Source organism: Pseudomonas sp. P4_C4 (genome assembly GCF_056402055.1).
The window spans coordinates 1-25,591 of record NZ_JBFUID010000065.1 but is presented as its reverse complement, the minus strand read 5'-3'; the positions used below and the strand labels follow the sequence as shown (position 1 = coordinate 25,591).

The following is a 25,591-nucleotide window of genomic DNA, read 5'->3' as shown; positions in this document are numbered from 1 at the left end:
CGCGATACAGGCGACTCGGTGCAACTTCGGAACCGAGGTGATGCTATCGCGAGCAAGCTCGCTCCCACATTGGATTCAGGTGCACTTAAATGTGTGCTCAACCCACTATTGCTAGTACCGCAACAGTCCTTTCATGAATCCGCTCTTTTTCCCCTCGCCTCATATCCTTATCTTTGCCCGCACCAAACAGCACTTGCCAAGCAAGAAGGTTTTAAAGATGTCCAACAGTATGGGTATTGCCAGCGCTTTCGTTTTGTCCTCTTTGTTCCTGTCGCCCTTGGCGATGGCGGAAGAATCGCAGACTTTCGTCGCGCATAACGCTGCACGCGCTGCGACGTTCGGAGAGCATCAGATCGAAATGACCGCCAAGGCTGCGCAAGACGCCCAGGCCCCGCAAGCATCCAGCACTCAGGCGCAGCCACAGGCCGAGAAAGACAGCTGATCTGCACCGATCACTCCCGTTTCCCTCGACACTTTTCTTCGGCTCTTCCCTTTGAAAAGTTGTCTTCAAGGCCGCTGCTGTCAGCGGCTTTTTTTATAGTGGCGACTCAACCTTCATTGCAATTTTTGCAACGAAACTCACTGACGCCCACGCCATCGATCAATCGTTCGAGCAACAGGAACGATTCACTCGGCTGCTACGTTTATGCAACTACGCTTACAACGTCCCTCTAGCAGACGTCAGCCCTATGACCGCAAGCCGCACCCCGCATTTTCAAGGCCCGCCCGGGCGACCCGAGATCATGGTGATCCTCGGCAGCACCCTGACTGTCATCTCGATCCTGTGCATCGTCACTTACCTGCTGATCCGCGAACACGCCTACGCCCAGCAGACCGCCACACGCAGCGCGACTACCATTGCGCAACTGATCGATGCCGATGTCCTGCGTACGGTCGAGCTCTATGATTTGACCTTGCAGGGTCTGATCGCCGCCGCCCAACGGGACGACCTGAAACAGGTTTCGCCGCAGATCCGTCATCTGGTGCTGTTCGAGCGCTCCACCACCGCGCGCTACAAGGGCGACATCCTGCTGCTGGACAAGCACGGCGACGTGCTGGCCGACTCATCATTGATCGAGCCGAAACCGGGCAACTTCGCTGACCGCGATTATTTCCTGGCCCATGTCTTCAATCGCGGCACCGGCATGTTTATCAGCCGACCGTTCAAACCGCACTGCGACTGCGATGACAACGACGAATGGCGCATCAGTTTCAGCCGGCGCATTTCCTCTCCCACGGGAGAGTTTCTGGGGGTCGCGGTGGCGTCGATGCGCATGAGCTATTTCGACCAGCTGTTCAGCAGCCTCGACATCGGCACCGGCAGTACGCTGGGCATCATCAACGATGACGGGATTCTCCTGGCGCAGAAACCGTACCGGGAAAAAAACGCCATCGGCAAAAGCTTCTCCAACCGCCCCAACGTCGTACGCATGCTGCAGGAGCGCAGTGGTACCTTCGAAAGCGTGTCGAGTGTCGACCATCAACAGCGCCTGTACACCTTTTCCCGGGTCGGCAACCTGCCGCTGACCGTCATCGTGGCCCTTTCCATCGATGAAGTGTTCGCCACCTGGAACCGCACTGCCTATGTGATCAGCGGTGCTACCGGGGTTTTGTGCATCGGTTTGTTATGGCTGACCTGGCTGCTCTGCCGCGAGCTGCGCCTGCGCCAACATGTCGAGCAGGAATTGGCGCAGTTGGCGGCCACCGATGCCTTGACCGGCGTGGCCAACCGTCGATCCCTCGATCAGACCCTGCGCCATGAATGGTTTCGTGCGCAGCGCAGCGGCAAGCCGTTGTCGTTGCTGATGATTGATGCCGATCACTTCAAGGCCTTCAATGATCGGCACGGGCATCAGGCCGGCGACGATGCCTTACGGGCATTGGCCGAGGTTATCCGCGCCAATGTCCATCGCCCGGCAGACCTGGTGGCTCGCTATGGTGGCGAAGAGTTTTCAGTGGTCCTGGCCGAAACTGGCAGTGAAGGCGCGCAGCAGATCGCCGAGCATATCCGCGAGGCGGTGCAAAAACTGCCACTGGTGGACGCCGGAGAGCGACCGATGAGCGTGAGTATCGGTATTGCCACCTGGACGGCGGGCAGCGATATCAACCTGGAGCAATTGCTGTTCAGTGCGGACAAGGCGTTGTATCAGGCCAAGGAAGGGGGGCGTAACCGGGTGGTGTGCGCCGGCTGATTTTTTTGTTGAGTGGACGGACGTCATCGCGAGCAGGCTCGCTCCTAGAAGGGAATGCAATCCACTGTGGGAGCGAGCTTGCTCGCGATGAGGCCAGCCCAGGCACTACAAACTTCGGACATAAAAAAAGGCCACCCGAAGGCAGCCCTTAAAAAACTAGAGAGGTTTTTTGCTTACACGGCCGCAACCGGACGCATGTAAGAGATCGGTGCAGTGCTGGCGTCTTCGAACGTCACGACTTCCCAGGCATCTGTCTGCTCAATCAACTTGCGCAGCAGCTGGTTGTTCAGTGCGTGGCCGGACTTGAAGCCCTTGAACTCACCAATCAGGCTATTGCCCAGCAGGTAGAGGTCACCAATTGCATCGAGAATCTTGTGCTTCACGAATTCGTCTTCATAGCGAAGGCCGTCTTCGTTCAGTACGCCATCGGCGTCGACCACAATAGCGTTTTCAACACTGCCGCCGAGTGCGAGGTTGTGCTTGCGCAGGTACTCGATGTCACTCATGAAACCAAAGGTACGGGCGCGGCTGACTTCTTTTACAAACGAAGTGCTGGAAAAATCCACGCTTGCACTTTGGGTGCGGTCACGGAAAACCGGGTGATCGAAATCGATCTCAAAGCTCACCTTGAACCCTTCGAAAGGGACGAAAGTGGCGCGCTTGTCGCCGTCTTCCACTGTCACTTCACGCAGGATACGGATGAACTTCTTGGCAGCGTCCTGTTCTTCCAGGCCAGCCGATTGAATCAGGAATACGAAAGGTCCAGCGCTACCATCCATGATCGGGACTTCGGACGCGGAGAGCTCGACGTAGGCGTTATCGATGCCCAGGCCTGCCATGGCCGAGAGCAAGTGCTCTACCGTGTCCACTTTGACGTCACCGTTAACGAGCGTGGTCGACATAGTGGTTTCACCAACGTTTTCCGCGCGGGCAGGAATCTGCACCACGGGGTCGAGGTCGGCGCGACAAAACACAATGCCGGTGTCGACGGGCGCTGGCTTGAGGGTCAGGTAGACCTTCTCCCCGGAGTGCAGGCCGACACCTGTGGCACGGATAATATTCTTCAGGGTGCGTTGTTTAATCATGGCATGGGCCGCTTCAGCGCAAATTGCGAACTGGTATCAACAAAGGCTGGCGATGATAGCAGACCAGACCTTTGCTGAACACCAATCACCCTAATACCCCTGATACATTTCATCAATCGGCCTGACGACGCAGGAATGCCGGGATGTCCAGGTAGTCCAGGTCATCTTGCGGATTCATCTTCGCGGCAGTCGCAGCACCGGCCTGGGCCTGGTTGCGCATGACGGTCGGACGGTCCAGGTCACGGTAGTTCACCGCTGGAGCTTCCTGACGAGCAGAGGTCTGTTGTTGCGGCTGGGAAGCCATCGACGTGTGCACGGTATTGTCGATGATCTTCACCGGCTTCTCGATTTTAGCGCCTAAACCTGTGGCAACGACAGTCACGTGCAGCTCGTCGCGCATGTCCGGATCGATAACGGTACCGACCTTGACCATGGCGTGCTCGGAAGCGAACGCCTCGATGATGCTGCCCACGTCGGAGTATTCACCCAGGGACAGATCCGGACCGGCAGTAATGTTCACCAGGATGCCGCGAGCGCCTTGCAGGTTCACGTCTTCGAGCAACGGGTTGCGAATGGCCGCTTCGGTGGCCTCACGTGCACGGTTCGGACCGCTGGCGCAGCCAGTGCCCATCATAGCCATGCCCATTTCGCTCATCACGGTACGCACGTCGGCGAAGTCGACGTTGATCATGCCCGGACGCTTGATGATGTCGGAGATACCGCGAACAGCACCGGCCAGTACATCGTCGGCCTTGGCGAAAGCCGACAAGAGGCTTGCGTCTTTACCGAGGATGGTCAGCAGCTTCTCGTTGGGAATGGTGATCAACGAGTCCACGCTTTCAGACAGCAGACGGATGCCTTCGTCGGCGATCTGCATGCGCTTGCGACCTTCGAACGGGAACGGACGAGTCACCACCGCAACGGTGAGAATGCCCATTTCCTTGGCCACTTCAGCAATGATTGGCGCAGCACCGGTACCGGTACCACCGCCCATGCCCGTGGTGATGAACACCATATTGGTGCCCTGCAGGACTTCGGCAATGCGCTCACGATCTTCCAGAGCGGCCTGACGACCTACTTCAGGGTTGGCGCCAGCGCCGAGACCTTTGGTCACGCCGGTGCCCAGTTGCAGGATGGTCCGCGCGCCGATGCTTTTCAGCGCTTGGGCATCAGTGTTGGCGCAGATGAATTCAACGCCTTCAATGTTGCTCTTGACCATGTGGTTGACAGCGTTGCCGCCGCCACCGCCGACACCGATAACTTTGATTACCGGGCTTGCGGGGATGTTGTCTACGAGTTCGAACATTTTCCCTCTCCTTTACATTCTCTAGTTTTTTCGCCTACTGCGTGCTTCGGTGTAACGGTGTCGCGGTAAATCTTCAGAAATTGCCCTGGACCCACTTCTTCAGGCGGTCCAGCAGCGGAGCCTGTGGCTCTTCGTTGCTGTAGCTGTCGCGGCTGCCGATGCCCGAGAACGAGATGCCGTCGGACTGCTTCTGCAGGCCGTACATCAACAGGCCGACGCCGGTGGAATAGATCGGGTTGCGCACCACGTCATCCAGACCTTTCACGCCGTGAGGCACGCCCAGGCGCACCGGCATGTGGAAGATTTCCTCGGCCAGTTCAGTAGCGCCTTCCATCTTCGACGTACCGCCGGTCAGCACGATGCCGGCCGGGATCAGGTCTTCGTAGCCGCTGCGGCGCAGTTCGGCCTGGATCAGCGTGAACAGTTCGTCGTAGCGCGGCTCGACCACTTCGGCCAGGGCCTGGCGGGACAGCTCGCGTGGTGGACGGTCGCCAACGCTTGGCACCTTGATGGTTTCACCGGCACCGGCCAGTTTGGCCAGGGCGCAGGCGTAGCGAATCTTGATTTCTTCGGCGTACTGGGTCGGAGTGCGCAACGCCATGGCGATGTCGTTGGTCACCTGGTCACCGGCAATCGGGATCACTGCGGTGTGACGGATCGCGCCTTCGGTGAAGATCGCGATGTCGGTGGTGCCGCCGCCGATGTCCACCAGGCACACGCCCAGCTCTTTCTCGTCATCGGTCAGTACCGAGTACGCGGAAGCCAGTTGCTCGAGAATGATGTCGTCGATTTCCAGGCCACAACGACGCACGCATTTTTCAATGTTCTGTGCGGCATTGACGGCGCAGGTGACCACGTGGACCTTGGCTTCCAGACGCACGCCGGACATGCCCAGTGGCTCGCGGACGCCTTCCTGGTTATCGATCACGTAATCCTGCGGCAGGGTGTGCAGCACGCGCTGGTCAGCCGGGATCGCCACGGCCTGGGCCGCGTCGAGTACACGCTCAAGGTCCGCCGAGCTGACTTCGCGATCACGAATCGCCACGATGCCGTGGGAGTTCAGGCTGCGGATGTGATTGCCGGCCACACCGACGAACGCCGAGTGAATGCGGCAACCCGCCATCAGCTGCGCTTCTTCGATGGCGCGCTGGATCGATTGCACGGTGGATTCGATGTTCACCACCACGCCTTTTTTCAGGCCACGGGATGGATGGGTACCGATCCCGACGATTTCCAGCGTGCCGTCGTCCGCGACCTCGCCCACCAGCGCCACCACCTTGGAGGTGCCGATATCGAGACCGACGATCATTTTGCCGCTTTGCACGTTTGCCATGGGTCCTGCCTCTTCTTAATTCTTCGCGACAGCGGGTTGGGCTGCCGTGGGCGCTACAGGTTCCCGCCAGCCAACAGCGAGGCCGTTGGCGTAGCGCAGATCGATGCGCGCAATGTTCGTAATCTGTTCTTTGAGCGTCTTGTCATAGATGGCGATGAAACGGCGCATCTTTTCCACCTGGTTGCCGCGTCCCAGCAGCAGTTCGATCCCGGGACCCGCGCTGCCGGGGCCGGTGGTCAGGAACCAGCTGCCACGATCACGCAGTTCCAGGCGTGCAATCGAGAAGCCCAGCGGCCTGAGCATCTGGCTCAGCACCTGGTATTGCTGCATCACTTGCTGTTGAGCCCGCTGCGGGCCAAACAGCTGAGGCAAGTGTTCGTAGTTCGCCAGCTCGCGCGGGGTGAAGGCCTGGCCCTGGTTGTTCAACAGCGACTCGTCACCCCATCGGGCCACCGGCAGTTGTTCTTCCAGGCGGATCACCACTTGATCCGGCCACACCCGGCGCACTTCGGCGTGGGCAATCCATGGCATCGTTTCCAGCTCGGTGCGCATGCTCGCCAGGTCGATGGTGAAGAAGCTCGACGCCACGTACGGGGCGATCCGCTGCTGCACCGCTTGCTGGCTGATGTAACTCAAGTCGCCCTGCACGTTGATCCTGGTGATCGGCCGGTCGGCATACGGCAACAGCCGTGTCGCGCCTTCGTAAGTACCGAACCCCAAAGCCACCAGCACTACCGGCCAGAACAACGCTTTGAGAAAACCGAAGTTGGCTTTCGGCAGGCGCGCGGACATCGGCTCTTTGGCCACCATTCGGCTGGCACCCCGCGGCACCGGCTTGCGGCCGGGCGATGCGGGGGGCTGATGTCTGAGCTGAGCGCCTTGCATGGCCTTAACCTCTCGTCGACTCTTGGTTACCGGCAGTGTTGCCGGCAACGCTCTCGGCCAGAATGGCCAGAACCAGTTGCTGGAAATTCAGACCGGCAGCACGGGCCGCCATCGGCACCAGGCTGTGATCGGTCATGCCCGGTGCGGTGTTGACTTCCAGGAACCAGAACTGCCCGTCGGCGTCCTGCATCACGTCTGCCCTGCCCCAACCGGCGATACCCAGCGCTTCACAGGCTTTCGCCGTGAGGTCCATGAGTTCCTTTTCCTTGGCGCTGTCCAGACCGCACGGAATGCGGTACTGGGTATCGTTGGCGATGTACTTGGCGTCGTAGTCGTAGAAGCTGTGCGTCGTGCCCAGGGCAATCGGTGGCAACACCTGGTCACGCAGGGTGGCGATGGTGAACTCCGGACCGTGAATCCATTGCTCGACCAGCACTTGCGAATCGTAGGTACTGGCCGCTTTCCATGCGTCGATCAATTCGGACGCGGAACTCACTTTGGCCATACCGATACTTGAACCTTCATGGGCCGGTTTGACGATCAAAGGGAAGCCCAGTTCCGTCGCCGCCGAAATACAATCGGCCTCGCTGCTGAGTACCGCGTGACGTGGGGTCGGAATGCCCAGGCTGTGCCAGACCTGCTTGGTGCGCAGCTTGTCCATGGCCAGGGCCGAAGCCAGGATGCCGCTGCCGGTGTACGGAATGCCCAGGCATTCGAGCAGGCCCTGCATGCTGCCGTCTTCACCGCCACGGCCGTGGAGGATGATGAAGGCGCGGTCGATCTTTTCGTTGAGCAGTCGCTGCAGCAGGTCATCGCCCACGTCGAGGCCGAACGCGTCCACACCGGCGCTTTGCAGTGCGTCCAGAACGGCGTTACCCGACTTCAGGGACACTTCACGCTCGGCACTCTTGCCGCCGAACAGCACGGCGACGCGGCCGAAGTCTTTCGGCGCGATCGTGGAGACCAGGTTGGCGTAGGCAGCAGTCATTTCAACTTCCCCTTCTCCGGCGCGGCAACGGCACCGGCGAACAACTCGCTTTTCAACAGTTTTGGTGCGAGACCGCCGATATCGCCGGCGCCCTGGCACAGCAGGATGTCGCCGGCGCGCAGCAGCGGCTTGACCACTGGCGCAAGGTCGACACCACGCTCGATGTAGATCGGGTCGAGCTGGCCACGCTGACGGATGCTGTTGCACAGCTTGCGGCTGTCAGCGCCCGGGATCGGCTCTTCGCCGGCCGGATAGACTTCCATCAGCAGCAGTACGTTGGCGTCGGCCAGTACATTGACGAAATCGTCGTACAGGTCGCGGGTGCGGCTGTAGCGGTGCGGCTGGTAGACCATCACCAGGCGGCGCTCCGGCCAGCCACCGCGTACGGCCTTGATCACTGCCGCGACTTCCGTCGGGTGGTGACCGTAGTCATCGACCAGCATTACATTGCCGCCGTCTACCGGCAGTTCGCCGTAGACCTGGAAGCGTCGGCCGACACCCTGGAACCCGGACAGGCCCTGGACGATGGCTTCATCGCTGACGCCTTCGTCGGTGGCGATGCAGATAGTCGCAAGGGCGTTCAATACGTTGTGGTTGCCCGGCATGTTCACCGAAACATCCAGTGGCTCGCGGTCGGGACGCAGTACGGTGAAGAAGGTCTGCATGCCTTGCTGGCGCACGTTGATCGCACGTACGTCGCAGTCTTCGCCGAAGCCATAGGTGACCGTCGGACGTTTGACCTGCGGGAGGATTTCACGCACTACCGGATCGTCCAGGCACACCACCGCCAGACCGTAGAACGGCAGGTTGTGGAGGAATTCGACGAAGGTTTTCTTCAGCTTGTTGAAGTCACCGTCGTAGGTCGCCATGTGATCGGCGTCGATGTTGGTGACCACGGCCACCAGCGGCTGCAAGTGCAGGAAGCTGGCGTCGCTTTCGTCGGCTTCGGCAATCAGGTAACGGCTGGTGCCGAGCTGGGCATTGGTACCCGCGGCATTCAGACGGCCACCGATTACGAACGTCGGGTCCAGGCCACCGGCGGCGAACACCGACGCGATCAGGCTGGTGGTCGTGGTTTTGCCGTGGGTACCGGCAACGGCGATGCCGTGGCGATAGCGCATCAGCTCAGCCAGCATCTCTGCACGCGGCACCACCGGAATACGACGTTCCAGCGCGGTAGCGACTTCCGGGTTGGACGTGTTCACGGCACTCGACACCACCAGCACGTCGGCGGCAGCGGCGTTCTCGGCACGGTGGCCGATGAAGATCTGCGCGCCGAAGGACTCCAGGCGCTCGGTGACCGGCGAAGCCTTCAGGTCGGAACCGGACACTTCATAGCCCAGGTTCAACAACACTTCAGCAATCCCGCACATGCCCACACCGCCGATACCAACGAAGTGGATGCGACGGATRCGGCGCATTTCCGGTTGCGGCATGGCTTTCTGATTCTCAACCATGGGYCACCTCCAGGCAGCTATCGACCACGTTACGGGTGGCATCGGGTTTGGCCAGGCGGCGTGCCGCAGTAGCCATTTCGTTGAGTCGTTGTGGTTGCATCAGGACCTCTGTCAGGCGAGCGGCAAGATCCGCTGCACCAGTCGTTCTTTGCGGCATCAGGAAGGCTGCGCCTTCACGGGCCAAATATTCGGCGTTGCGGGTCTGGTGATCGTCGATGGCATGAGGCAAAGGCACCAGCATCGAGGGCAGACCGGCGGCGGCCAGTTCACTGATGGTCAGCGCGCCTGCGCGACAAACCACCAGGTCGGCCCAGCTGTAGGCTTGGGCCATGTCTTTGATGAAGGGCTGCACCTGCGCCTCGACGCCAGCCGCGCGATAGCGCTCTGCAGTCACTTCATCGTGGTTTTTGCCGGCCTGATGGAACACTTCCGGACGCAAATCGGCAGCGACTTGCGACAGGGCTTCAGGCAGCAACTTGTTCAACGGTTCTGCGCCCAGGCTTCCGCCCAGGATCAGCAAACGCGCCTTGCGACCGGCCAGGGCAGGTCGCGATGTCTCGAGGAACAGCTCGGTGCGCACCGGATTACCGGTGGTCCGGCGGCTGTCCGACAGGGTAAAGGTGTCGGGGAACGCTTCACAGACTCGGGCGGCCAACGGCACCAGCAACCGATTGGCGGTACCGGCCACGGCGTTCTGTTCGTGAACGATCACCGGCACGCCGGCCAGTTTGGCGGCAACGCCACCAGGACCGGTCACATAACCACCAAAGCCAACCACGCAGACCGGCCGCAGCCGACGAATGATCGCCCGCGCCTGCCAGACCGACTTGAGCAACATGAACGGCGCCTTGAACAGGGACAGCTTGCCCTTGCCGCGCAGACCGCTGGCATTGATCCGGTGCAACTCGATTCCGGCCGCCGGCACCAGATCGTTCTCGATGCCACGCGGAGTGCCGAGCCAGTGCACGGTATAGCCGCGTGCCTGGAATTCGCGGGCACAGGCCAGTGCCGGGAACACGTGGCCACCGGTGCCGCCAGCCATGATCATGACGTTAGCGCCCATGGTTCGGCTCCTCGGCGAAGTCGCTCTCATGGAACTCCATCTCTTCACTGCCCAGGTGGGTTCGACTTTCCCACTCGATGCGCAGCAACAAGCCGAGACAGGCACAGCAGATCACCAACGAACTACCGCCATAACTGAGGAACGGCAAGGTCAGACCCTTGGTCGGCAGCAGACCGACGTTTACACCAATGTTGATCAGGAACTGACCAATCCACAGGAACGACAGACCGTAGGCCACGTAAGCCGCGAAAAACTGCTTGGCCTTTTCAGCCCACAAACCGATGTACATGCCACGAATGCACACGAAGACGAACAGTGCCACGGTGCACAACGAACCCACCGCCCCCAGCTCTTCGGCCAGGACCGAGAACACGAAGTCAGTGTGGGCTTCCGGCAGGTAGAACTGTTTCTGCACGCTGTTGCCCAGGCCGACGCCCAGCCATTCACCGCGACCGAAGGCGATCAACGCCTGGGACAACTGATAGCCGGCGCCGAACTGGTCGGCCCATGGGTCGGCAAAGTTGGTCAGGCGCGCCATTCGATACGGCTGCATTTGAATCAACAGCACCACCGCACCGACAGCCAGCACCACCATCAGGGAAAAGCGGAACAGCCCGACGCCGCCAAGGAACAGCATCGCCGCCGCCGCCCCCATCATCACGACGGTGGCACCGAAGTCCGGTTCCATCAGCAGCAGGCCCGCCATTGGCAGCAGCACGATGAACGGCTTGAAGAAGCCCATCCAGCTTTCGCGCACTTCTTTCTGGCGGCGCACCAGATAACCGGCGAGGTAGATCACCACGAACACCTTGGCGATCTCGGAAGGCTGAACGTTGAAGAAACTGAAGCCGATCCAGCGCATCGAGCCGTTAACCTCACGGCCGATCCCCGGAATGATCACCATCACCAGCAAGCCGAACGCACCGAGCAGCATCAGCCAGCCCAGCCGTTGCCAAGTAGCGATCGGGATCATCATGGTGACGATGCAGGCACCCAGGCCCAGCACCACGTAAATAAGGTGGCGAATCATGTAATACAGGGCGCTGCCCGACTGCACGGCCGCCACTTCGGTCGATGCCGAGGCAATCATGATCAACCCCAGGCCGAGCAACGTCAGGCAACCGGCGAGCATCGGGAAGTCGAGGTCGATACCGCGCCCGGTGATGATCGGCGAAGGGTATGGCTTGATGATGTCTCTCAGGCTCATGCCAGATCCTCCACGGCTTGGACGAACTGGTGACCACGGTCTTCGTAGTTCTTGAACATGTCGAAACTGGCGCAGGCTGGCGACAGCAGCACCACGTCGCCCGGCTGGGCGGCGGCGCGGCATTGCTCGACGGCCTCGGCCAGGGAGCCGGCGCGGATCAGCGGTACGGCGTCGCCGATAGCCTCGCCGATCCTGTCGGAGTCGCGCCCCATCAGCACCACGGCGCGGCAGTTGGCCGCCACCGGATCGTGCAGGTCCTTGAACTCGGCACCTTTGCCATCGCCACCGGCGATCAACACGACTTTGCCGTCGATGTCTGCGCCCAAACCTTCGATGGCCGCCAGTGCGGCGCCGACGTTGGTGGCCTTGGAATCGTTGTAATAGCCCACGCCGTCGAGGTCACGGACCCACTGGCAGCGATGTTCGAGACCGGCGAAGGTGCGCAGGCTCGACAGCATGGCATCGAACGGCAGGCCAACCGCATGACCCAGGGCCAGGGCTGCCAGGGCGTTGGACTGATTGTGGGCGCCACGAATCTTCAATTCGCGCACCGGCATCAGGTTCTGGAATTCGAAGGCCAGGTATTTCTCGCCGTCTTCTTCACGGATACCAAACGCCTTGAAATCGGGTTTGCTCAGGCCGAAGGTCCAGCATGGCTGCCCTTCGCCCATCAACGGACGACTCAGGGCATCCTGACGGTTGACCACGAACTGTCTGGCACCGCGGAAGATCCGGTGCTTGGCCAGGTGATAGGCTGGCAGACCGCTGTAACGGTCCATGTGGTCTTCGCTGATGTTGAGCACGGTCGCCACTTCGGCGTTGAGTTGGTCGGTGGTTTCCAGCTGGAAACTCGACAGTTCCATCACGTACAACTCGATGTCGTCGCTGAGCAAGTCCAACGCCGGGGTACCGAGGTTGCCACCGACGGCAACACGCTTGCCCGCCGCCGCCGCCATTTCGCCGACCAGCGTGGTGACGGTGCTTTTCGCGTTGGAGCCGCTGATGGCCACGATCGGCGCCTTCGCGTTACGCGCGAACAGTTCGATGTCACCGGACAATTTCACGCCACGGGCGGCGGCGGCCTGCAGGGCCGGGGTCGCCAGCGCCAGACCGGGGCTGACGTAGAGCTCGTCGGCACGGCACAGGAATTCGACGTCCAGCTCGCCACAACGCACTTCCACGTGCGGATAGTCACGCTTGAGCGTGGCCAGTTCCGGTGGATTTTCCCGCGTATCGGCCACGGCAAACGCCACGCCCCGGTTCGCCAGGAAGCGAACCAGGGACATGCCGCTCTTGCCGAGGCCGACAACGATGCGGAAGTGGTCAGAAGCGATCAGAGACACGAGTTTCTACCTCAGCTTCAGGGTGGCAAGGCCGACCAGCACGAGAATCACGGTGATGATCCAGAAACGGACGATCACACGCGGCTCGGGCCAGCCCTTGAGTTCAAAGTGGTGGTGGATCGGCGCCATGCGGAATACGCGGCGACCGGTCAGTTTGAAAGAGGCAACCTGAATGACCACGGACAGGGTTTCCATCACGAACACGCCGCCCATGATGAACAGGACGATTTCCTGACGGACGATCACTGCGATGGTGCCCAGGGCCGCGCCCAGCGCCAGTGCGCCGACGTCGCCCATGAAGACTTGTGCCGGATAGGTGTTGAACCACAGAAAGCCCAGGCCTGCTCCGATCAACGCGCCACAGAACACGATCAGCTCGCCTGCGCCCGGCACATAAGGAATCAGCAGGTATTCGGCGAATTTCACGTTACCCGACAGGTAGCAGAAAATGCCCAGGCCGCCGCCCACCATCACCGTCGGCATGATCGCCAGGCCGTCGAGGCCGTCGGTCAGGTTGACCGCGTTGCTCGAACCGACAATCACGAAGTAGGTCAGGACGATGAAGCCGGCACCCAGTGGAATGCTGTAGTCCTTGAGCATCGGCAGGATCAGTGTGGTTTCCACCGGCGTGGCGGCGGTCATATACAGGAAGATCGCCGCGCCCAGGCCGAACACCGATTGCCAGAAATATTTCCAGCGGCTCGGCAAGCCACGGGAGTTTTTCTCGATGACCTTGCGGTAGTCGTCGACCCAGCCGATGGCGCCGAACAGCAGGGTCACCAACAGTACGACCCAGACGTAACGGTTGCTCAGGTCAGCCCAAAGCAGGGTGCTGACACCGATGGACGACAGAATCAGTGCGCCGCCCATGGTCGGTGTACCCGATTTGGACAGGTGCGACTGCGGGCCGTCATTGCGAACGGACTGACCGATCTGACGGTTCTGCAGGGTGCGGATCATCCACGGGCCATAGCACAGCGACAAAACCAGCGCGGTCAGTACACCGAGAATCCCGCGCAGGGTCAGGTACTGGAAGACCGCGAAGCCTTTGTAGAACTGTTGCAGATACTCCGCTAGCAGCAGCAGCATTAATGTTTCTCCAGACTGGACCCGCACAAGGCGGCGACGACGTTTTCCATCGCAGCGCTGCGCGACCCCTTGATCAAAATGGTGGTGTTTGTGTCTTGTTCGGCGTCCAGGGCCTTGATCAGCTCAGCCTGTGTGCTGAAGTGAAAAGCCTGTGGACCGAATGCGTTCACGGCGTGAGCCATCATTGGCCCGACGGCGTACAGCGCAGAAACCTTGCCACGGGCGTACTCGCCCACATCGCGGTGCCCCTGCTCCGCCCATTCGCCCAACTCGCCGATATCCCCGAGCACCAGGACGGTGCGACCGGAAAAGCCGGCCAGTATATCAACGGCAGCGCACATGGAGGTGGGATTGGCGTTGTAAGTGTCATCGATCACGCGCATGCCATTGCTGGCCAATTGCGCAACGGTGCGACCCTTGACCGGTTGCACCGCGCCAAGGCCAGCGGCGATACCGGACAGCGACACACCCAGGGCATGGGCGGCAGCGGCGGCGGCCATGGCATTGGTGACGTTGTGGGTGCCGAGCAGGTTCAGTTGAACGCGCGCCACACCTTCAGGGCCGTGCAGGTTGAACGCCGGGCAGCCGCGAGCATCGGTGGCCAGGTCACTGGCATGGAAATCGGCGCTGGCGTTGCTCAACGCAAACGTCAGCACTTTGCGGTCACCGGCGCGCGCCTTCCAGATACCGAATGCCTTGTCGTCGAGATTGAGAACGGCGACGCCATCGGCATCCAGCCCTTCGATAATCTCGCCCTTGGCTTCGACGATTTTTTCCGGACCGCCGAACTCGCCGACGTGGGCGGTCCCGGCGTTATTGAGAATGGCCACGTGCGGCTTGGTCATGCTCACGGTGTAGGCAATTTCGCCCAGGCGCGAGGCACCCAGCTCGATCACTGCGGCAGCGTGTTCCGGCGCCAGTTCAAGCAAGGTCAGCGGCACGCCGAGGTCGTTGTTCAGGTTGCCACGGGTGGCCAGCACCGGACCACGGGTGCGCAGGATGCTCGCAAGCATTTCCTTGACCGTGGTCTTGCCGCTGGAACCGGTGATGGCCGCGACCGGATGGGTGTAGGCGGCGCGATTCAGCGCGCCCAACTGGCCCAGGGCCTGGCGAGTGTCGCTGACCAGCAATTGTGGCAGCGTGCTGTCGGCGACTTCACGCTCGACCAGCGCGGCCACGGCACCCTTGGCGGCGACTTCATTCAGATAATCATGACCATCGAAGCGCGGACCGGCCAGCGCGATAAACAGTTGACCAGGCTTGATTGCGCGGCTGTCGATGCTGACACCGTCGAAACTGGCATCGGAGGACACCAGGCGAGCATTCAGCGCACCGGTCAGTTCGCTCAGTTTCAAGGCCTTAAGCATGGGCCACCTCCCACGCGGTCAAGGCATGATCGGCCTCGACCAGATCGGAAAAGGCATGACGCTCGCCGTTGATTTCCTGATAGTCCTCGTGACCTTTACCGGCCAGGACAATCACGTCATCCACCGAAGCGCTGGCGATCAGTTGGGCAATCGCCTGGCCACGACCGGCAACGAACTCCACTTTATCCACAGCCGTGAAACCGGCGCGGATGTCATCGAAAATCACTGCCGGGTCTTCAGTACGCGGGTTGTCATCGGTCACCAGCACGCCATCAGCCAAGCGCTCGACCACTTCGGCCATCAACGGGCGCTTGCCGCGATCGCGGTCGCCGCCACAGCCGAACAGGCACAGCAACCGACCCTTGGCGTGTGGACGCAAGGCCAGCAATACTTTTTCCAGGGCATCCGGGGTGTGGGCGTAATCGACCACCACCAGCGGCTGCGAACCACCGCCCAAACGCTGCATGCGACCGGCAGGGCCTTCAAGCTGCGGCAGCACCTTGAGGATTTCGTCCAGGGCGTAATCAAGACCGAGCAACGCGCCGACCGCCGCCAGGACATTGCTCAGGTTGAAGCGACCGAGCAAGGTGCTGCGCAAGAGGTGCTCGCCCTGCGGCGTGACCAGTGTGGCGCGCACGCCTTCGTCGTCGAATTGCGCCTGGCGGCAATACAGGTAAGCGCTGGAATTTTCCAGGCTATAGGTGATCAGCCGCGATTCGCACTTGTCGGCAGCCAGTTGCCGGCCGAACTCGTCGTCGAGGTTGACCACGCGGCATTTCAAGTCATTCCAGGCAAACAGCCTGGACTTGGCTTCGCCGTAAGCCTGCATGGTGCCGTGGTAGTCCAGGTGATCGCGGGACAGGTTGGTCATCACCGCCACATCGAAGGCCAATGCGGTCACGCGGCCCTGGTCCAGGCCATGGGAGGAAACCTCCATCGCCACGGCTTTGGCCCCGGCCTTTTTCAGGTCCGCCAAGGTCGCTTGCACGGCAATCGGGTTTGGTGTGGTGTGCAGGCCGCTTTCCAGCGCGCCGTAGAAACCGCAACCGAGTGTGCCGACCAGGCCGCAGTGCTGGCCGAGCAGGTCCAGTGCCTGGGCGACCAATTGCGTCACGCTGGTCTTGCCGTTGGTGCCGGTTACGCCCACCAGGTTCAGGTGATGACTCGGCTCGCCATAAAAACGCCCGGCGATGTCCGACAGTTGAGCCGCCAGGCCCTTGACCGGAATCAGCGGCACTTCAGTGATCGGCAGGATCGTGGCGCCTTCTACTTCATAGGCCACCGCAGCAGCACCGCGCTGCAAGGCGTCGGCAATATGCGCGCGCCCATCGAATTTCCCGCCCGGCACGGCGAGGAACAGATCACCCGCGCGCACATTGCGGCTGTCCAGGGCGAGTTCGCGAATCAGCAGATCGTGGCCGGCGTGAGGGAAAATCTTGTTCAGGCTCAGAGACATCAGCCGCGCCCTCCATTGGCTTTCAGCGGAACGACCGGTGTTGCGTTCGCTTGTTGAGTAGGTGGCAGGTTGTCCGGCGTAATGTTCATCAGGCGCAGAGTGCCCGACATCACACGGCTGAACACCGGCGCGGAAACCAGGCCACCGAAGTAACCGGCCTTGGTCGGCTCGTCGATCACCACCACGATGGCGTAACGCGGATCGCTCATCGGGCCGAAGCCGGCGAACAGCGAACGGTAGGAGTTCTCGGCGTAGCCCTTGGTGCCAACCGAGGTTTTACGCGCAGTACCCGACTTGCCGCCCACGTGATACGCCGGCACCTGCGCACGGAACACACCGCGCGGGGCCTCGATCACTTGTTGCAGCATGCCTTGCATGGTTTTCGCGACGGCCTCCGGCAACACCTGGGTGGTTTGCGGTGCCTTGTCGGTCTTGATCAGGGTCAGCGGTGCGAGGCGACCGTTGTTGGCCAGGGCCGAGAAAGCGTGGACAAGCTGGATTGCGGTCACGGAGATACCGTAGCCGTAGGACAGCGTGGCGGTTTCTGCCTTGCGCCATTCGCGGTAATTCGGCAGGTTGCCGACGCGCTCGCCCGGGAAGCCCAGGCCGGTGTCCTGGCCGAGGCCGACTTTCTGCGCGAGACGGAAAATGGTTTCGCCGCCAATGTCGAAGGCAACCTTGCTCATGCCGACGTTACTGGAGTTGATCAGGATGCCGGTCAGGTCGAGTACCGGGCCTTCGGTCTTGGATACGTCCTTGATGGTGTACTTACCAATCTGCAAGGATCCCGGATACACCTCGACGGTGTCGCTCGGTTTCCAGCGGCCGGTTTCGATCGCAGCGCTCATCGAAATCGCTTTCATGGTCGAACCCGGCTCGAACACGTCGATCATCGCGCGGTTACGCATCATCGCCGGTTGCAGGTTGCGACGGTTGTTCGGGTTGTAGGTCGGCTGGTTGACCATCGCGAGAATCTCGCCGGTCTTCACGTCCATGATCACCAGGCTGCCGGCCTTGGCGCCGTTCTCGATGATCGCGTTGCGCAATTCGCGGTTGGCCAGGTATTGCAGGCGCAGGTCAATGGACAACGCCAAGGGCTTGCCGGCCTTGGCGTTTTTGGTGACCTGGACATCCTTGATCAGCCGGCCGCGCCGGTCCTTGATCACCTGACGCTTGCCAGGGACCCCGGCCAGCCATTCGTCGTAGGCCAGTTCGACGCCTTCACGACCGTGATCGTCGATGTCGGTAAACCCGACCATATGAGCAGTGACTTCGCCGGCAGGATAAAACCGCCGAAACTCTTCGATGCCATAGACACCCGGCACCTTCAGGTCGAGCACGGCCTGACCCTGCTCAGGCGTCAGCCCGCGCACCAGGTAAATGAATTCTTTGTTGGCCTGGGCTTCAAGACGCTCAGTCAGGGCTTTGGGATCTTGTCCCAGCGCTGCGGCCAGTGCTGGCCACTTGTCTTTTTCCAGCTGCATTTCCTTGGCGTTGGCCCACAGTGTGGTCACCGGGGTACTGACGGCCAAAGGCTCGCCGTTACGGTCGGTTATCAGACCACGGTGAGCCGGAATCGGAATATGACGAACGCTGCGCGCATCGCCCTGACCTTTAAGGAAGGCACGATCGACCACTTGCAGGTCAATGATGCGCCAGGCAATCGCGGCCACCATGACGCCAAGCAAACCCAGCACCACGCGGAACCGCCAAGGAAAGAGTGCACCTTCGAGTTTCATCATGGCGCCACCATCTTCACGTCAGCGGCACCGGGGATGTGCATTTTCAATTGTTCGGTGGCCAGCACTTCGATACGGCTGTGGGCGGTCCAGGTGCTCTGCTCCAGAATCAACCGGCCCCACTCGGCTTGCGCCTTGTCGCGCACGCTCAATTCGTTGTACAGCGAATTCAATAGCTGACGGTTCCAGTGCGCGCTGTAGGACACGCCGATGGCCGACACGAGCACGCCGACAAACAACAGCAGCATGAAGAAGCTTCCGCCGGGCAATGGCTTGGCGAAAAGCTTGCTCACCGCAGCTTCTCCGCCACACGCATGACAGCACTACGGGAACGTGGGTTGGCTTTGAGTTCGGCGTCGGAGGCCGTCTGCGCTTTGCCATGGACTTTGATTTTCGGTTCGAAGGCGACATGCCGAACCGGCAGGTTGCGCGGCAGGTTGTCGGCTTCGCCTTTCACCAGCTTGCGCATGAACAGTTTGACGATACGGTCTTCCAGCGAATGGAAGCTGATCACCACCAGGCGACCGCCCACTTCCAGGCATTCCAGCGCGGCTTCGAGGCCGGTCTGCAGATCACCCAGTTCGTTGTTTACGTGAATGCGCAAACCCTGGAACGCACGGGTTGCAGGGTTTTTGCCCTTTTCCCACGCTGGGTTGGCGACCTTCAGGACTTCTGCCAGGTCACCGGTGCGCTCGAATGGCTTGATGTCTCGGCGCTCGGCCACGGCACGGGCCATGCGGCCGGAGAAACGCTCTTCGCCGTATTCCTTGAACACCCGTGCGATTTCTTCCACGGGCGCGGTGTTGACGAATTCGGCGGCGCTGATGCCACGGGACGGATCCATGCGCATGTCCAGCGGGCCGTCGTTGAGGAAGCTGAAGCCGCGCTCAGGGTCGTCGAGCTGTGGCGAAGACACGCCCAGATCCAGCAATACGCCGCTGACCTTGCCGTTCATCCCGCGTTCGGCGACTTCCGAACCGAGCTCGGCAAAGCTGCGCTGCACAACGACAAAGCGGCCGTCTTCGGCCGCTAGCGTCTGCCCGGTGGCAATCGCTTGTGGATCTTTATCGAATCCGAGCAACTGACCATCGGGACCGAGCTGGCTGAGGATCAACCGGCTGTGTCCGCCGCGCCCGAACGTGCCGTCCAGATAGCAGCCATCAGGACGTACGGCGAGAGCCTCGACGGCTTCGTCAAGCAGTACGGTGATGTGGTTAAAGCCGCTATCAATAGTCACAGGATCAAATCACGCAGTTCATCAGGCATCGCGCCCGGTTGTTGAATGGCAGCCAGGTCAGCGGCAGAAACCGCGTTCCAGGCATCCTCGTCCCACAATTGGAACTTGTTCAGTTGGCCTACCAACATCGCGCGCTTATCCAACTTGGCATATTCACGAAGACGCGGCGGAACCAGAAAACGACCACTGCCATCAAGCTCGAGGTCGACGGCATTACCAATCAATAAACGTTGCAGGCGGCGGTTCTCTTCGCGAAGCGAAGGCAGTGCGCGCAGTTTGGTTTCAATAATTTCCCACTCATCGAGGGGGTAAACACACAAACAAGGATCAACGGCATCAATTGTCACGATCAATTGACCGGAACTGCGCGATTCGAGCTCGTCACGGTACCGGCTCGGCATTGCGAGACGGCCCTTTGCATCGAGACTGATAGCGTTGGCTCCGCGAAACACGTCAGCGTTTCTCCAAATTCTAGCGTTTTGAGTTCAAAAAACCCACTTCATGCCACTTTCCGCCACTTGCGCACACTATAGGAATGCGCCCACCACACCGTCAAGGCGCGGAGCAAAGGAAAACCCTTACAGAACTGAGATTTAGGAGCATTAACGGAGAGGCAACGAGAATCCGGCAGATGAAACTGATCGATAACTTGAACCAGCACAGAAGGCTGCGTTCGAAAGTTAAAGTGATTTATTAAGAGTAAGATTTTTTTGGTATTACAAAAGAGGTTCTGCTGATGATTGTGTAAGGAGGGAAATTGCTATCACTTGCCCCCTGCTCAATGATTCAAGCAGAGGAAAGAAAAAGGTGGAGAGTCGATCTGTAAGCCGGGTTCTGTCTTGAACAGTCATTCGTCTACGATGGCCATCACTGGACATCTTTAGCAACCTACCCGGTCCCAGCGCGGGCCACGCCTTGGGACCCTATTTGGTCTTGCTCCAAGTGGGGTTTACCTAGCCACGAACTGTTGCCAGACGTGCGGTGCGCTCTTACCGCACCTTTTCACCCTTACCGGCGCCGAAGCGCTTAGGCGGTTATTTTCTGTGGCACTTTCCGTAGGCTCACGCCTCCCAGGCATTACCTGGCACTTCGCCCTATGGAGCCCGGACTTTCCTCCCCCCCCTAATTTTCATAGAGGGCAGCGACTGTCCGATCGACTCTCCGCCGCGAAGGTTACCGGCACAGCGCCCGAAGAACAAGCGCCAAGCGCCATTGAGCACGCCTGTGCGTCGGGTTTTACTCGCCCTTCTGCTGATCCAGCGCGATCTGGTACAGCACATTCTTTCGTTCGCCGGTGATTTGCGCCGCCAAAGCCGCCGCTCGCTTGAGCGGCATTTCTTCGAGCAACAGGTTGAGGATGCGCATCGCCTCACTGCTGACGGCGCCCTCCTCCTCGGGCGCAGACCAGCCCGCCACCAGCACCACGCACTCGCCGCGCTGCTGATTGCTGTCCGACTCGACAAACTCGCGCAGCTCAGCCAGCGGCAGCCCCTTGAGAGTCTCAAACGTCTTGGTCAGCTCACGGGCAAGCAGCGCCGGGCGCTCGGGACCGAACACCAGTTCCATGTCTTGCAGGCACTCCAGGATGCGATGTGGGGCCTCATAGAAGATCAAGGTGCGAGGTTCTTCCTTTACCTGTTCGAGACGCGCACGCCGCCCCACCGCCTTGGCCGGCAGAAAACCTTCGAAAATGAATCGATCGGAAGGCAGCCCTGCTGCCGACAGCGCGGCAATCAACGCGCAGGCACCCGGAACCGGCACCACATTGATGCCCGCCGCCCGGGCCTGCCGCACCAGGTGATAACCCGGATCGGAAATCAGCGGCGTCCCGGCATCCGAGATCAACGCCACGTTGTCACCGGCAAGCAGGCGAGTGATAAAGCGGCTACCTTCATCCCGCTCGTTGTGCTCATGGCAGGCCGCCAATGGCGTCGAGATGCCGAAGTGCTGCATCAAACGCTGGGAATGACGGGTGTCTTCCGCGGCGATCAAGGCCACTTCACGGAGAATCTTCAGCGCCCGCGCACTGATGTCATCCAGGTTGCCGATGGGCGTCGCCACCACATAAAGCGAGCCAGCAGCGGAATTCAAAGCACCTGGAGCAGTCAAAGCGCACACCTCATGATCGGTAAAAGTCGCCATTGTAGCGCGTAGCGAGGTTCACGATACGCGCAACCAATGGAGGTCTCGGCGACTGTTTGTGCGCTGGCGCAACATTTACACCAGCTAAATTGATCGATTCACACCAGTAACATCGCGCCCCGGCCAGTGCTTGGGTACAATTCCACGCTAATTTGATCGAGTATCAGGAACGCTTACATGATCGCTTGCCTGCGGCTGTTATCTGCCCTCTGCCTCGCTGCCTTGCTGGCGGCTTGCGCCAGCTCGCCCTCCTCCAGCCTTGGCGAACTTCCACGGACACCGGATGCCAGTATCGAGCAACTGCTTGAGAAGGCCTCCCAAAGCAAATCACCGGAAGATGCCGCCCTGCTGCGCCTGAGCGCTGCCGACCTGGCCTATCGCCAGGGCAATGCCGGCCAGTCCGCGCAAATCCTGCAACAGGTTCCGATCGAACAGCTCAAGCCGGGCCCACAGGTTTTCGCCAGCACCCTGGCGGCTGAACTGGCCATGACCCGCAACCAGCCCAAGGCCGCGCTGACGGCCTTGAGCCATCCGAGCATGCAACGCTTGAGCGAACTGCCCATCGAACAACAGGTCCGCACCGGCACCGTTCACGCCCGTGCACTTGAAGCCGATGGCCAGACCCTCGCCGCCGCTCGCGAGCGCATTTTCATCGCCCCGATGCTAAAAGGTGAGGCCGCGAGCAAAAACCACGAAGCCATCTGGACCCTGATCGCTTCGCTGCCGACCGAGCAATTGCAACCGAACACCACCGACGATCTCGGCGGCTGGATGGCCCTCGCGCTGGCCGTGAAATCCGCCGGCACCCTGGAGCAGCAACAAGCCGCCATCGACAAATGGCGCGCGCAGAACCCGAAACACCCGGCAGCCATTCAATTGCCGCAGCCACTGACCCAACTCAAGGAACTGGCCAGCCAGCCCCTGAGCAAGATCGCCCTGCTGCTGCCTCAGGACGGCCCGCTGGCCTCGGTCGGCAAAGCACTGCGCGACGGCTTCATGGCTGCTCACTACCAGGCCCAACAGGCCGGGCAGAAACCACCCGCCATCGAGTTCTATGACAGCTCGCGCCTGACCTCCATGGACGAGTTCTACCGCAAGGCCCAGGCCGATGGCGTGCAACTGGTCGTCGGCCCGTTGGAGAAGCCGCTGGTCAAACAGCTGAGCGCTCGCCCGCAATTGCCAATCACCACACTCGCGCTGAACTATAGCGAAGGCGATCAGGGTCCGGCGCAGTTGTTCCAGTTCGGTCTTGCCGCTGAAGACGAAGCCCGCGAAGTGTCGCGCCGCGCTCGCGCCGACGGCCTGCATCGCGCAGCCATCATGGTGCCGAAAGGTGAATGGGGCGACCGCGTGCTCAAGGCATTCAGCCAGGATTGGCAAGCCAATGGCGGCACCATCGTCGCCACCGAACGCGTCGATCAACCGGTCCAGTTGGCCCAGCAGATTGCCGACATGTTCCAGCTGCGTCAGAGCGAAGGTCGCGCCAAGAGCCTGCAAAGCACCGTTGGCTCGCAAGTAGCTGCCCAGCCATCGCGCCGCCAGGACATCGAGTTCATTTTCCTCGCCGCAACACCGCAACAGGCCCAGCAGATCAAACCGACCCTGAACTTCCAGTACGCAGGCGATGTTCCGGTCTACGCCACCTCCCACGTGTTCAGCGCCAGCGGTGACGTCAACCAGTACAACGACATGAATGGCATTCGCTTCTGCGAGACGCCATGGTTGCTGGACGCCAATGATCCACTGCGCCGCCAGGTCACCGCCCAGTGGCCACAAGCCGCCGGCAGCCTGGGGCGCCTGTATGCCATGGGTGTGGACGCTTATCGCCTGGCGCCACGCCTGGGCCAGCTCAAGTCACTGCCAGACAGCCGCATCGACGGTGAATCGGGCAGCCTTGGCATGTCTCAGAGCCAGCGGGTCGTGCGCCAGTTGCCATGGGCCCAGTTCGCCAATGGCCAGGTCCAGCGCCTGCCGGACACCGCTCGCTGATGCCCGACAGGTCACGCCAGCAAAGCGGCAAGGATGCCGAGCGCCATGCGCTCGAGCATCTTCAACAACAGGGTCTGCGCCTGCTGGCGCAGAACTGGTTGTGTAAACGCGGCGAGCTTGATCTGGTCATGCTAGATGGCGATACAGTAGTATTCGTTGAAGTCCGCTACAGAAAAAACACTCAATGGGGTGGCGCGCTCGACAGCATCGATGAGCGCAAACGGCAAAAACTGATTTTCGCCGCGCAATATTTTCTTCAGCGCGAGTCGCGCTGGGCCAATTTCCCTTGCCGCTTCGACGTGATTGCCATCGACAGCAACCTCGATCAGTTGAACTGGCTACAGAATGCCTTCGACGGCTGATCGCCGGCAGTGCGAACCGGACACTATCACCGAACACTTTTGCTCTTTGCTTTGCGGGCTGCACATTCATGTGCCGAACAGCCGCGCCACTTAAGGTCACACAGATGGACATGCAATCCCGAATTCGCCAGCTTTTTCAGGCCAGTATCGACACCAAGCAACAGGCGATGGAAGTACTTGCACCGCACATCGAGCAAGCCAGCCAGGTCATGGTCAACGCCCTGCTCAACGAAGGAAAAATGCTTTCCTGTGGTAACGGCGGCTCTGCCGGCGACGCCCAGCACTTCTCGTCCGAGCTGCTCAATCGCTTTGAGCGCGAGCGCCCGAGCCTGCCAGCCATCGCCTTGACGACCGACAGCTCGACGATCACCTCGATCGCCAATGACTACAGCTACAACGAAATCTTCTCCAAGCAGATCCGCGCACTCGGCCAACCGGGCGATGTGTTGCTGGCTATCTCCACCAGCGGTAACTCGGCCAACATAATTCAAGCGATCCAGGCCGCACATGATCGCGAAATGATTGTCGTAGCATTGACCGGTCGTGATGGCGGCGGCATGGCGTCACTGCTATTGCCCGAGGACGTCGAGATTCGCGTACCGGCCAACGTCACTGCACGCATTCAGGAAGTCCACCTGCTGGCGATCCATTGCCTTTGCGATTTGATCGACAGCCAAATATTCGGGAGTGAAGAATGACCCCTAATCGCCTGGGCCTTCTGGCCTTGACCCTGTGCCTCGGCATCAGTGGCTGCACCTCGGTGGTGACTGCCAGCCGTGAAGCACCGATTGAAGATGACCGTGGCACCCGCACACTGGGCAGCAAGATCGACGACTCCCTGATCGACACCAAGGTTGGCGTGAACGTCGCCAAGGCCGACCCAGCCCTGGATAAGGACTCGCACATCGTCGTCACCAGCTTCAACGGCGTCGTGCTGCTCGCCGGGCAAACGCCACGCGCAGACCTCAAGGCCAAGGCCGAACAGGCCGCCGCCGCGGTCCAGCGCGTGAAGCAGGTGCACAACGAGCTGCAGGTCCTGCCACCCTCCAGCTTCCTGGCCCGTCAGAACGACACCTGGCTGACCTCCAAGATCAAAGCCCAGATGCTCGCCGACGCCAACATCCCCGGTTCGCGCATCAAGATCGTCACTGAAAACGGCATTGTCTACATGCTAGGCCTGCTGACCAAACAGGAAGCTGCGCAGGCGACCAACCTGGTGCAAGGCGTTTCCGGCGTACAGAAGATTGTGAAGCTGTTTGAGTACATCGACTGATCCGCACACCGCTTACCTATCTGCACGCGGTGTAGGAGCTGCCGAAGGCTGCGATCTTTTGTTTTGGGTTTTTAAGAT

General features: G+C 60.6%; 23 protein-coding genes and 1 other RNA gene. 6 read left to right on the top strand and 18 right to left on the bottom strand.

Translation table 11 applies throughout. From position 1 onward, the window contains the following. Positions 1 to 217 precede the first annotated feature (217 nt). Both AC1DXW_RS26105 and AC1DXW_RS26100 read left to right on the top strand, forming a co-directional pair. A complete protein-coding gene (locus tag AC1DXW_RS26105; protein WP_477760640.1) occupies positions 218 to 442 on the top strand; it encodes a hypothetical protein in 225 nt (74 codons plus the stop codon). A 247-nt stretch (positions 443 to 689) separates the two neighbouring features. Further along, a complete protein-coding gene (locus AC1DXW_RS26100; RefSeq protein ID WP_477753060.1) occupies positions 690 to 2,192 on the top strand; it encodes a diguanylate cyclase in 1,503 nt (500 codons plus the stop codon). 173 nt (positions 2,193 to 2,365) lie between these two features. Here AC1DXW_RS26100 and lpxC read toward each other — a convergent pair whose 3' ends face one another. From lpxC to rsmI, 18 genes are all read right to left on the bottom strand, one after another. Next, positions 2,366 to 3,277 carry a UDP-3-O-acyl-N-acetylglucosamine deacetylase gene (lpxC, locus tag AC1DXW_RS26095; protein WP_007939852.1) on the bottom strand — a complete coding sequence of 304 codons (912 nt, stop codon included), beginning with the start codon at positions 3,275 to 3,277 and terminating at the stop codon, positions 2,366 to 2,368. Between the two features lie 112 nt (positions 3,278 to 3,389). Continuing rightward, on the bottom strand, positions 3,390 to 4,583 hold the full coding sequence (gene ftsZ / locus AC1DXW_RS26090) for a cell division protein FtsZ (protein WP_477753059.1): 1,194 nt from the start codon (positions 4,581 to 4,583) through the stop codon (positions 3,390 to 3,392). A 73-nt stretch (positions 4,584 to 4,656) separates the two neighbouring features. Continuing rightward, positions 4,657 to 5,916 (bottom strand): cell division protein FtsA, encoded by a 1,260-nt coding sequence (gene ftsA / locus AC1DXW_RS26085; RefSeq protein WP_007989901.1) that lies wholly within the window; start codon positions 5,914 to 5,916, stop codon positions 4,657 to 4,659. A gap of 15 nt (positions 5,917 to 5,931) precedes the next feature. Continuing rightward, positions 5,932 to 6,801: a cell division protein FtsQ/DivIB gene (locus AC1DXW_RS26080; protein WP_477753058.1), complete on the bottom strand. Its 870-nt coding sequence runs from the start codon at positions 6,799 to 6,801 to the stop codon at positions 5,932 to 5,934. A gap of 4 nt (positions 6,802 to 6,805) precedes the next feature. Further along, complete coding sequence (locus tag AC1DXW_RS26075) at positions 6,806 to 7,789, bottom strand: D-alanine--D-alanine ligase (protein WP_477753057.1); 984 nt, start codon at positions 7,787 to 7,789, stop codon at positions 6,806 to 6,808. Further along, positions 7,786 to 9,246, bottom strand: coding sequence for a UDP-N-acetylmuramate--L-alanine ligase (gene murC / locus AC1DXW_RS26070; RefSeq protein WP_150727953.1), 1,461 nt, complete (start codon positions 9,244 to 9,246; stop codon positions 7,786 to 7,788). Before murC ends, AC1DXW_RS26075 begins: the two co-directional genes overlap by 4 nt. Continuing rightward, positions 9,239 to 10,309: an undecaprenyldiphospho-muramoylpentapeptide beta-N-acetylglucosaminyltransferase gene (gene murG, locus AC1DXW_RS26065; RefSeq protein WP_477760638.1), complete on the bottom strand. Its 1,071-nt coding sequence runs from the start codon at positions 10,307 to 10,309 to the stop codon at positions 9,239 to 9,241. Before murG ends, murC begins: the two co-directional genes overlap by 8 nt. Continuing rightward, positions 10,299 to 11,516 carry a putative lipid II flippase FtsW gene (gene ftsW, locus AC1DXW_RS26060; protein WP_477753055.1) on the bottom strand — a complete coding sequence of 406 codons (1,218 nt, stop codon included), beginning with the start codon at positions 11,514 to 11,516 and terminating at the stop codon, positions 10,299 to 10,301. The genes murG and ftsW overlap by 11 nt, the downstream gene beginning before the upstream one ends. Continuing rightward, on the bottom strand, positions 11,513 to 12,859 hold the full coding sequence (gene murD, locus AC1DXW_RS26055) for a UDP-N-acetylmuramoyl-L-alanine--D-glutamate ligase (RefSeq protein WP_477753054.1): 1,347 nt from the start codon (positions 12,857 to 12,859) through the stop codon (positions 11,513 to 11,515). The genes ftsW and murD overlap by 4 nt, the downstream gene beginning before the upstream one ends. Before the next feature lie 6 nt (positions 12,860 to 12,865). Then, a complete protein-coding gene (mraY, locus tag AC1DXW_RS26050) occupies positions 12,866 to 13,948 on the bottom strand; it encodes a phospho-N-acetylmuramoyl-pentapeptide-transferase (protein WP_016773275.1) in 1,083 nt (360 codons plus the stop codon). After that, a complete protein-coding gene (locus AC1DXW_RS26045) occupies positions 13,948 to 15,315 on the bottom strand; it encodes a UDP-N-acetylmuramoyl-tripeptide--D-alanyl-D-alanine ligase (protein WP_477760637.1) in 1,368 nt (455 codons plus the stop codon). Before AC1DXW_RS26045 ends, mraY begins: the two co-directional genes overlap by 1 nt. Next, positions 15,308 to 16,771 carry a UDP-N-acetylmuramoyl-L-alanyl-D-glutamate--2,6-diaminopimelate ligase gene (locus AC1DXW_RS26040; protein ID WP_477753052.1) on the bottom strand — a complete coding sequence of 488 codons (1,464 nt, stop codon included), beginning with the start codon at positions 16,769 to 16,771 and terminating at the stop codon, positions 15,308 to 15,310. The genes AC1DXW_RS26045 and AC1DXW_RS26040 overlap by 8 nt, the downstream gene beginning before the upstream one ends. Then, positions 16,771 to 18,510 carry a peptidoglycan D,D-transpeptidase FtsI family protein gene (locus AC1DXW_RS26035; protein WP_223459011.1) on the bottom strand — a complete coding sequence of 580 codons (1,740 nt, stop codon included), beginning with the start codon at positions 18,508 to 18,510 and terminating at the stop codon, positions 16,771 to 16,773. The genes AC1DXW_RS26040 and AC1DXW_RS26035 overlap by 1 nt, the downstream gene beginning before the upstream one ends. Beyond that, the gene (gene ftsL / locus AC1DXW_RS26030; RefSeq protein WP_007998257.1) at positions 18,510 to 18,803 is read right to left on the bottom strand and encodes a cell division protein FtsL; all 294 of its coding nucleotides are present in this window, start codon (positions 18,801 to 18,803) and stop codon (positions 18,510 to 18,512) included. The genes AC1DXW_RS26035 and ftsL overlap by 1 nt, the downstream gene beginning before the upstream one ends. Further along, positions 18,800 to 19,747 (bottom strand): 16S rRNA (cytosine(1402)-N(4))-methyltransferase RsmH, encoded by a 948-nt coding sequence (rsmH, locus tag AC1DXW_RS26025; RefSeq protein WP_477753051.1) that lies wholly within the window; start codon positions 19,745 to 19,747, stop codon positions 18,800 to 18,802. Before rsmH ends, ftsL begins: the two co-directional genes overlap by 4 nt. Further along, positions 19,744 to 20,199: a division/cell wall cluster transcriptional repressor MraZ gene (gene mraZ, locus AC1DXW_RS26020; protein WP_221731512.1), complete on the bottom strand. Its 456-nt coding sequence runs from the start codon at positions 20,197 to 20,199 to the stop codon at positions 19,744 to 19,746. Before mraZ ends, rsmH begins: the two co-directional genes overlap by 4 nt. A gap of 355 nt (positions 20,200 to 20,554) precedes the next feature. Continuing rightward, an RNA gene (gene rnpB, locus AC1DXW_RS26015) (RNase P RNA component class A) lies at positions 20,555 to 20,908 on the bottom strand. Between the two features lie 75 nt (positions 20,909 to 20,983). Further along, complete coding sequence (gene rsmI / locus AC1DXW_RS26010; RefSeq protein WP_162130270.1) at positions 20,984 to 21,889, bottom strand: 16S rRNA (cytidine(1402)-2'-O)-methyltransferase; 906 nt, start codon at positions 21,887 to 21,889, stop codon at positions 20,984 to 20,986. Between the two features lie 177 nt (positions 21,890 to 22,066). On the opposite strand from rsmI, the gene AC1DXW_RS26005 reads away from it, so the two are divergent. The 4 genes from AC1DXW_RS26005 to AC1DXW_RS25990 all read left to right on the top strand — a co-directional run bounded on the left by AC1DXW_RS26005 (position 22,067) and on the right by AC1DXW_RS25990 (position 25,513). Continuing rightward, positions 22,067 to 23,878 (top strand): penicillin-binding protein activator, encoded by a 1,812-nt coding sequence (locus tag AC1DXW_RS26005; protein ID WP_477753050.1) that lies wholly within the window; start codon positions 22,067 to 22,069, stop codon positions 23,876 to 23,878. After that, positions 23,878 to 24,240: a YraN family protein gene (locus tag AC1DXW_RS26000; protein WP_477753049.1), complete on the top strand. Its 363-nt coding sequence runs from the start codon at positions 23,878 to 23,880 to the stop codon at positions 24,238 to 24,240. The genes AC1DXW_RS26005 and AC1DXW_RS26000 overlap by 1 nt, the downstream gene beginning before the upstream one ends. Before the next feature lie 104 nt (positions 24,241 to 24,344). Then, entirely contained in the window at positions 24,345 to 24,938 is a 594-nt protein-coding gene (locus AC1DXW_RS25995; protein ID WP_477753048.1) for a phosphoheptose isomerase, read from the top strand. Next, on the top strand, positions 24,935 to 25,513 hold the full coding sequence (locus AC1DXW_RS25990; protein WP_477753047.1) for a BON domain-containing protein: 579 nt from the start codon (positions 24,935 to 24,937) through the stop codon (positions 25,511 to 25,513). Before AC1DXW_RS25995 ends, AC1DXW_RS25990 begins: the two co-directional genes overlap by 4 nt. The last annotated feature ends 78 nt before the right edge of the window (positions 25,514 to 25,591 follow it).

Coding starts and splice junctions, on each gene's coding strand:
- AC1DXW_RS26105 (WP_477760640.1), top strand. CDS start 218: ATGTCCAACAGTATGGGTATTGCCAGCGCTTTCGTTTTGTCCTCTTTG.
- AC1DXW_RS26100 (WP_477753060.1), top strand. CDS start 690: ATGACCGCAAGCCGCACCCCGCATTTTCAAGGCCCGCCCGGGCGACCC.
- lpxC (WP_007939852.1), bottom strand. CDS start 3,277: ATGATTAAACAACGCACCCTGAAGAATATTATCCGTGCCACAGGTGTC.
- ftsZ (WP_477753059.1), bottom strand. CDS start 4,583: ATGTTCGAACTCGTAGACAACATCCCCGCAAGCCCGGTAATCAAAGTT.
- ftsA (WP_007989901.1), bottom strand. CDS start 5,916: ATGGCAAACGTGCAAAGCGGCAAAATGATCGTCGGTCTCGATATCGGC.
- AC1DXW_RS26080 (WP_477753058.1), bottom strand. CDS start 6,801: ATGCAAGGCGCTCAGCTCAGACATCAGCCCCCCGCATCGCCCGGCCGC.
- AC1DXW_RS26075 (WP_477753057.1), bottom strand. CDS start 7,789: ATGACTGCTGCCTACGCCAACCTGGTCTCCACGATCGCGCCGAAAGAC.
- ftsW (WP_477753055.1), bottom strand. CDS start 11,516: ATGAGCCTGAGAGACATCATCAAGCCATACCCTTCGCCGATCATCACC.
- mraY (WP_016773275.1), bottom strand. CDS start 13,948: ATGCTGCTGCTGCTAGCGGAGTATCTGCAACAGTTCTACAAAGGCTTC.
- AC1DXW_RS26045 (WP_477760637.1), bottom strand. CDS start 15,315: ATGCTTAAGGCCTTGAAACTGAGCGAACTGACCGGTGCGCTGAATGCT.
- AC1DXW_RS26040 (WP_477753052.1), bottom strand. CDS start 16,771: ATGTCTCTGAGCCTGAACAAGATTTTCCCTCACGCCGGCCACGATCTG.
- AC1DXW_RS26035 (WP_223459011.1), bottom strand. CDS start 18,510: ATGAAACTCGAAGGTGCACTCTTTCCTTGGCGGTTCCGCGTGGTGCTG.
- rsmI (WP_162130270.1), bottom strand. CDS start 21,889: ATGGCGACTTTTACCGATCATGAGGTGTGCGCTTTGACTGCTCCAGGT.
- AC1DXW_RS26005 (WP_477753050.1), top strand. CDS start 22,067: ATGATCGCTTGCCTGCGGCTGTTATCTGCCCTCTGCCTCGCTGCCTTG.
- AC1DXW_RS26000 (WP_477753049.1), top strand. CDS start 23,878: ATGCCCGACAGGTCACGCCAGCAAAGCGGCAAGGATGCCGAGCGCCAT.
- AC1DXW_RS25995 (WP_477753048.1), top strand. CDS start 24,345: ATGGACATGCAATCCCGAATTCGCCAGCTTTTTCAGGCCAGTATCGAC.
- AC1DXW_RS25990 (WP_477753047.1), top strand. CDS start 24,935: ATGACCCCTAATCGCCTGGGCCTTCTGGCCTTGACCCTGTGCCTCGGC.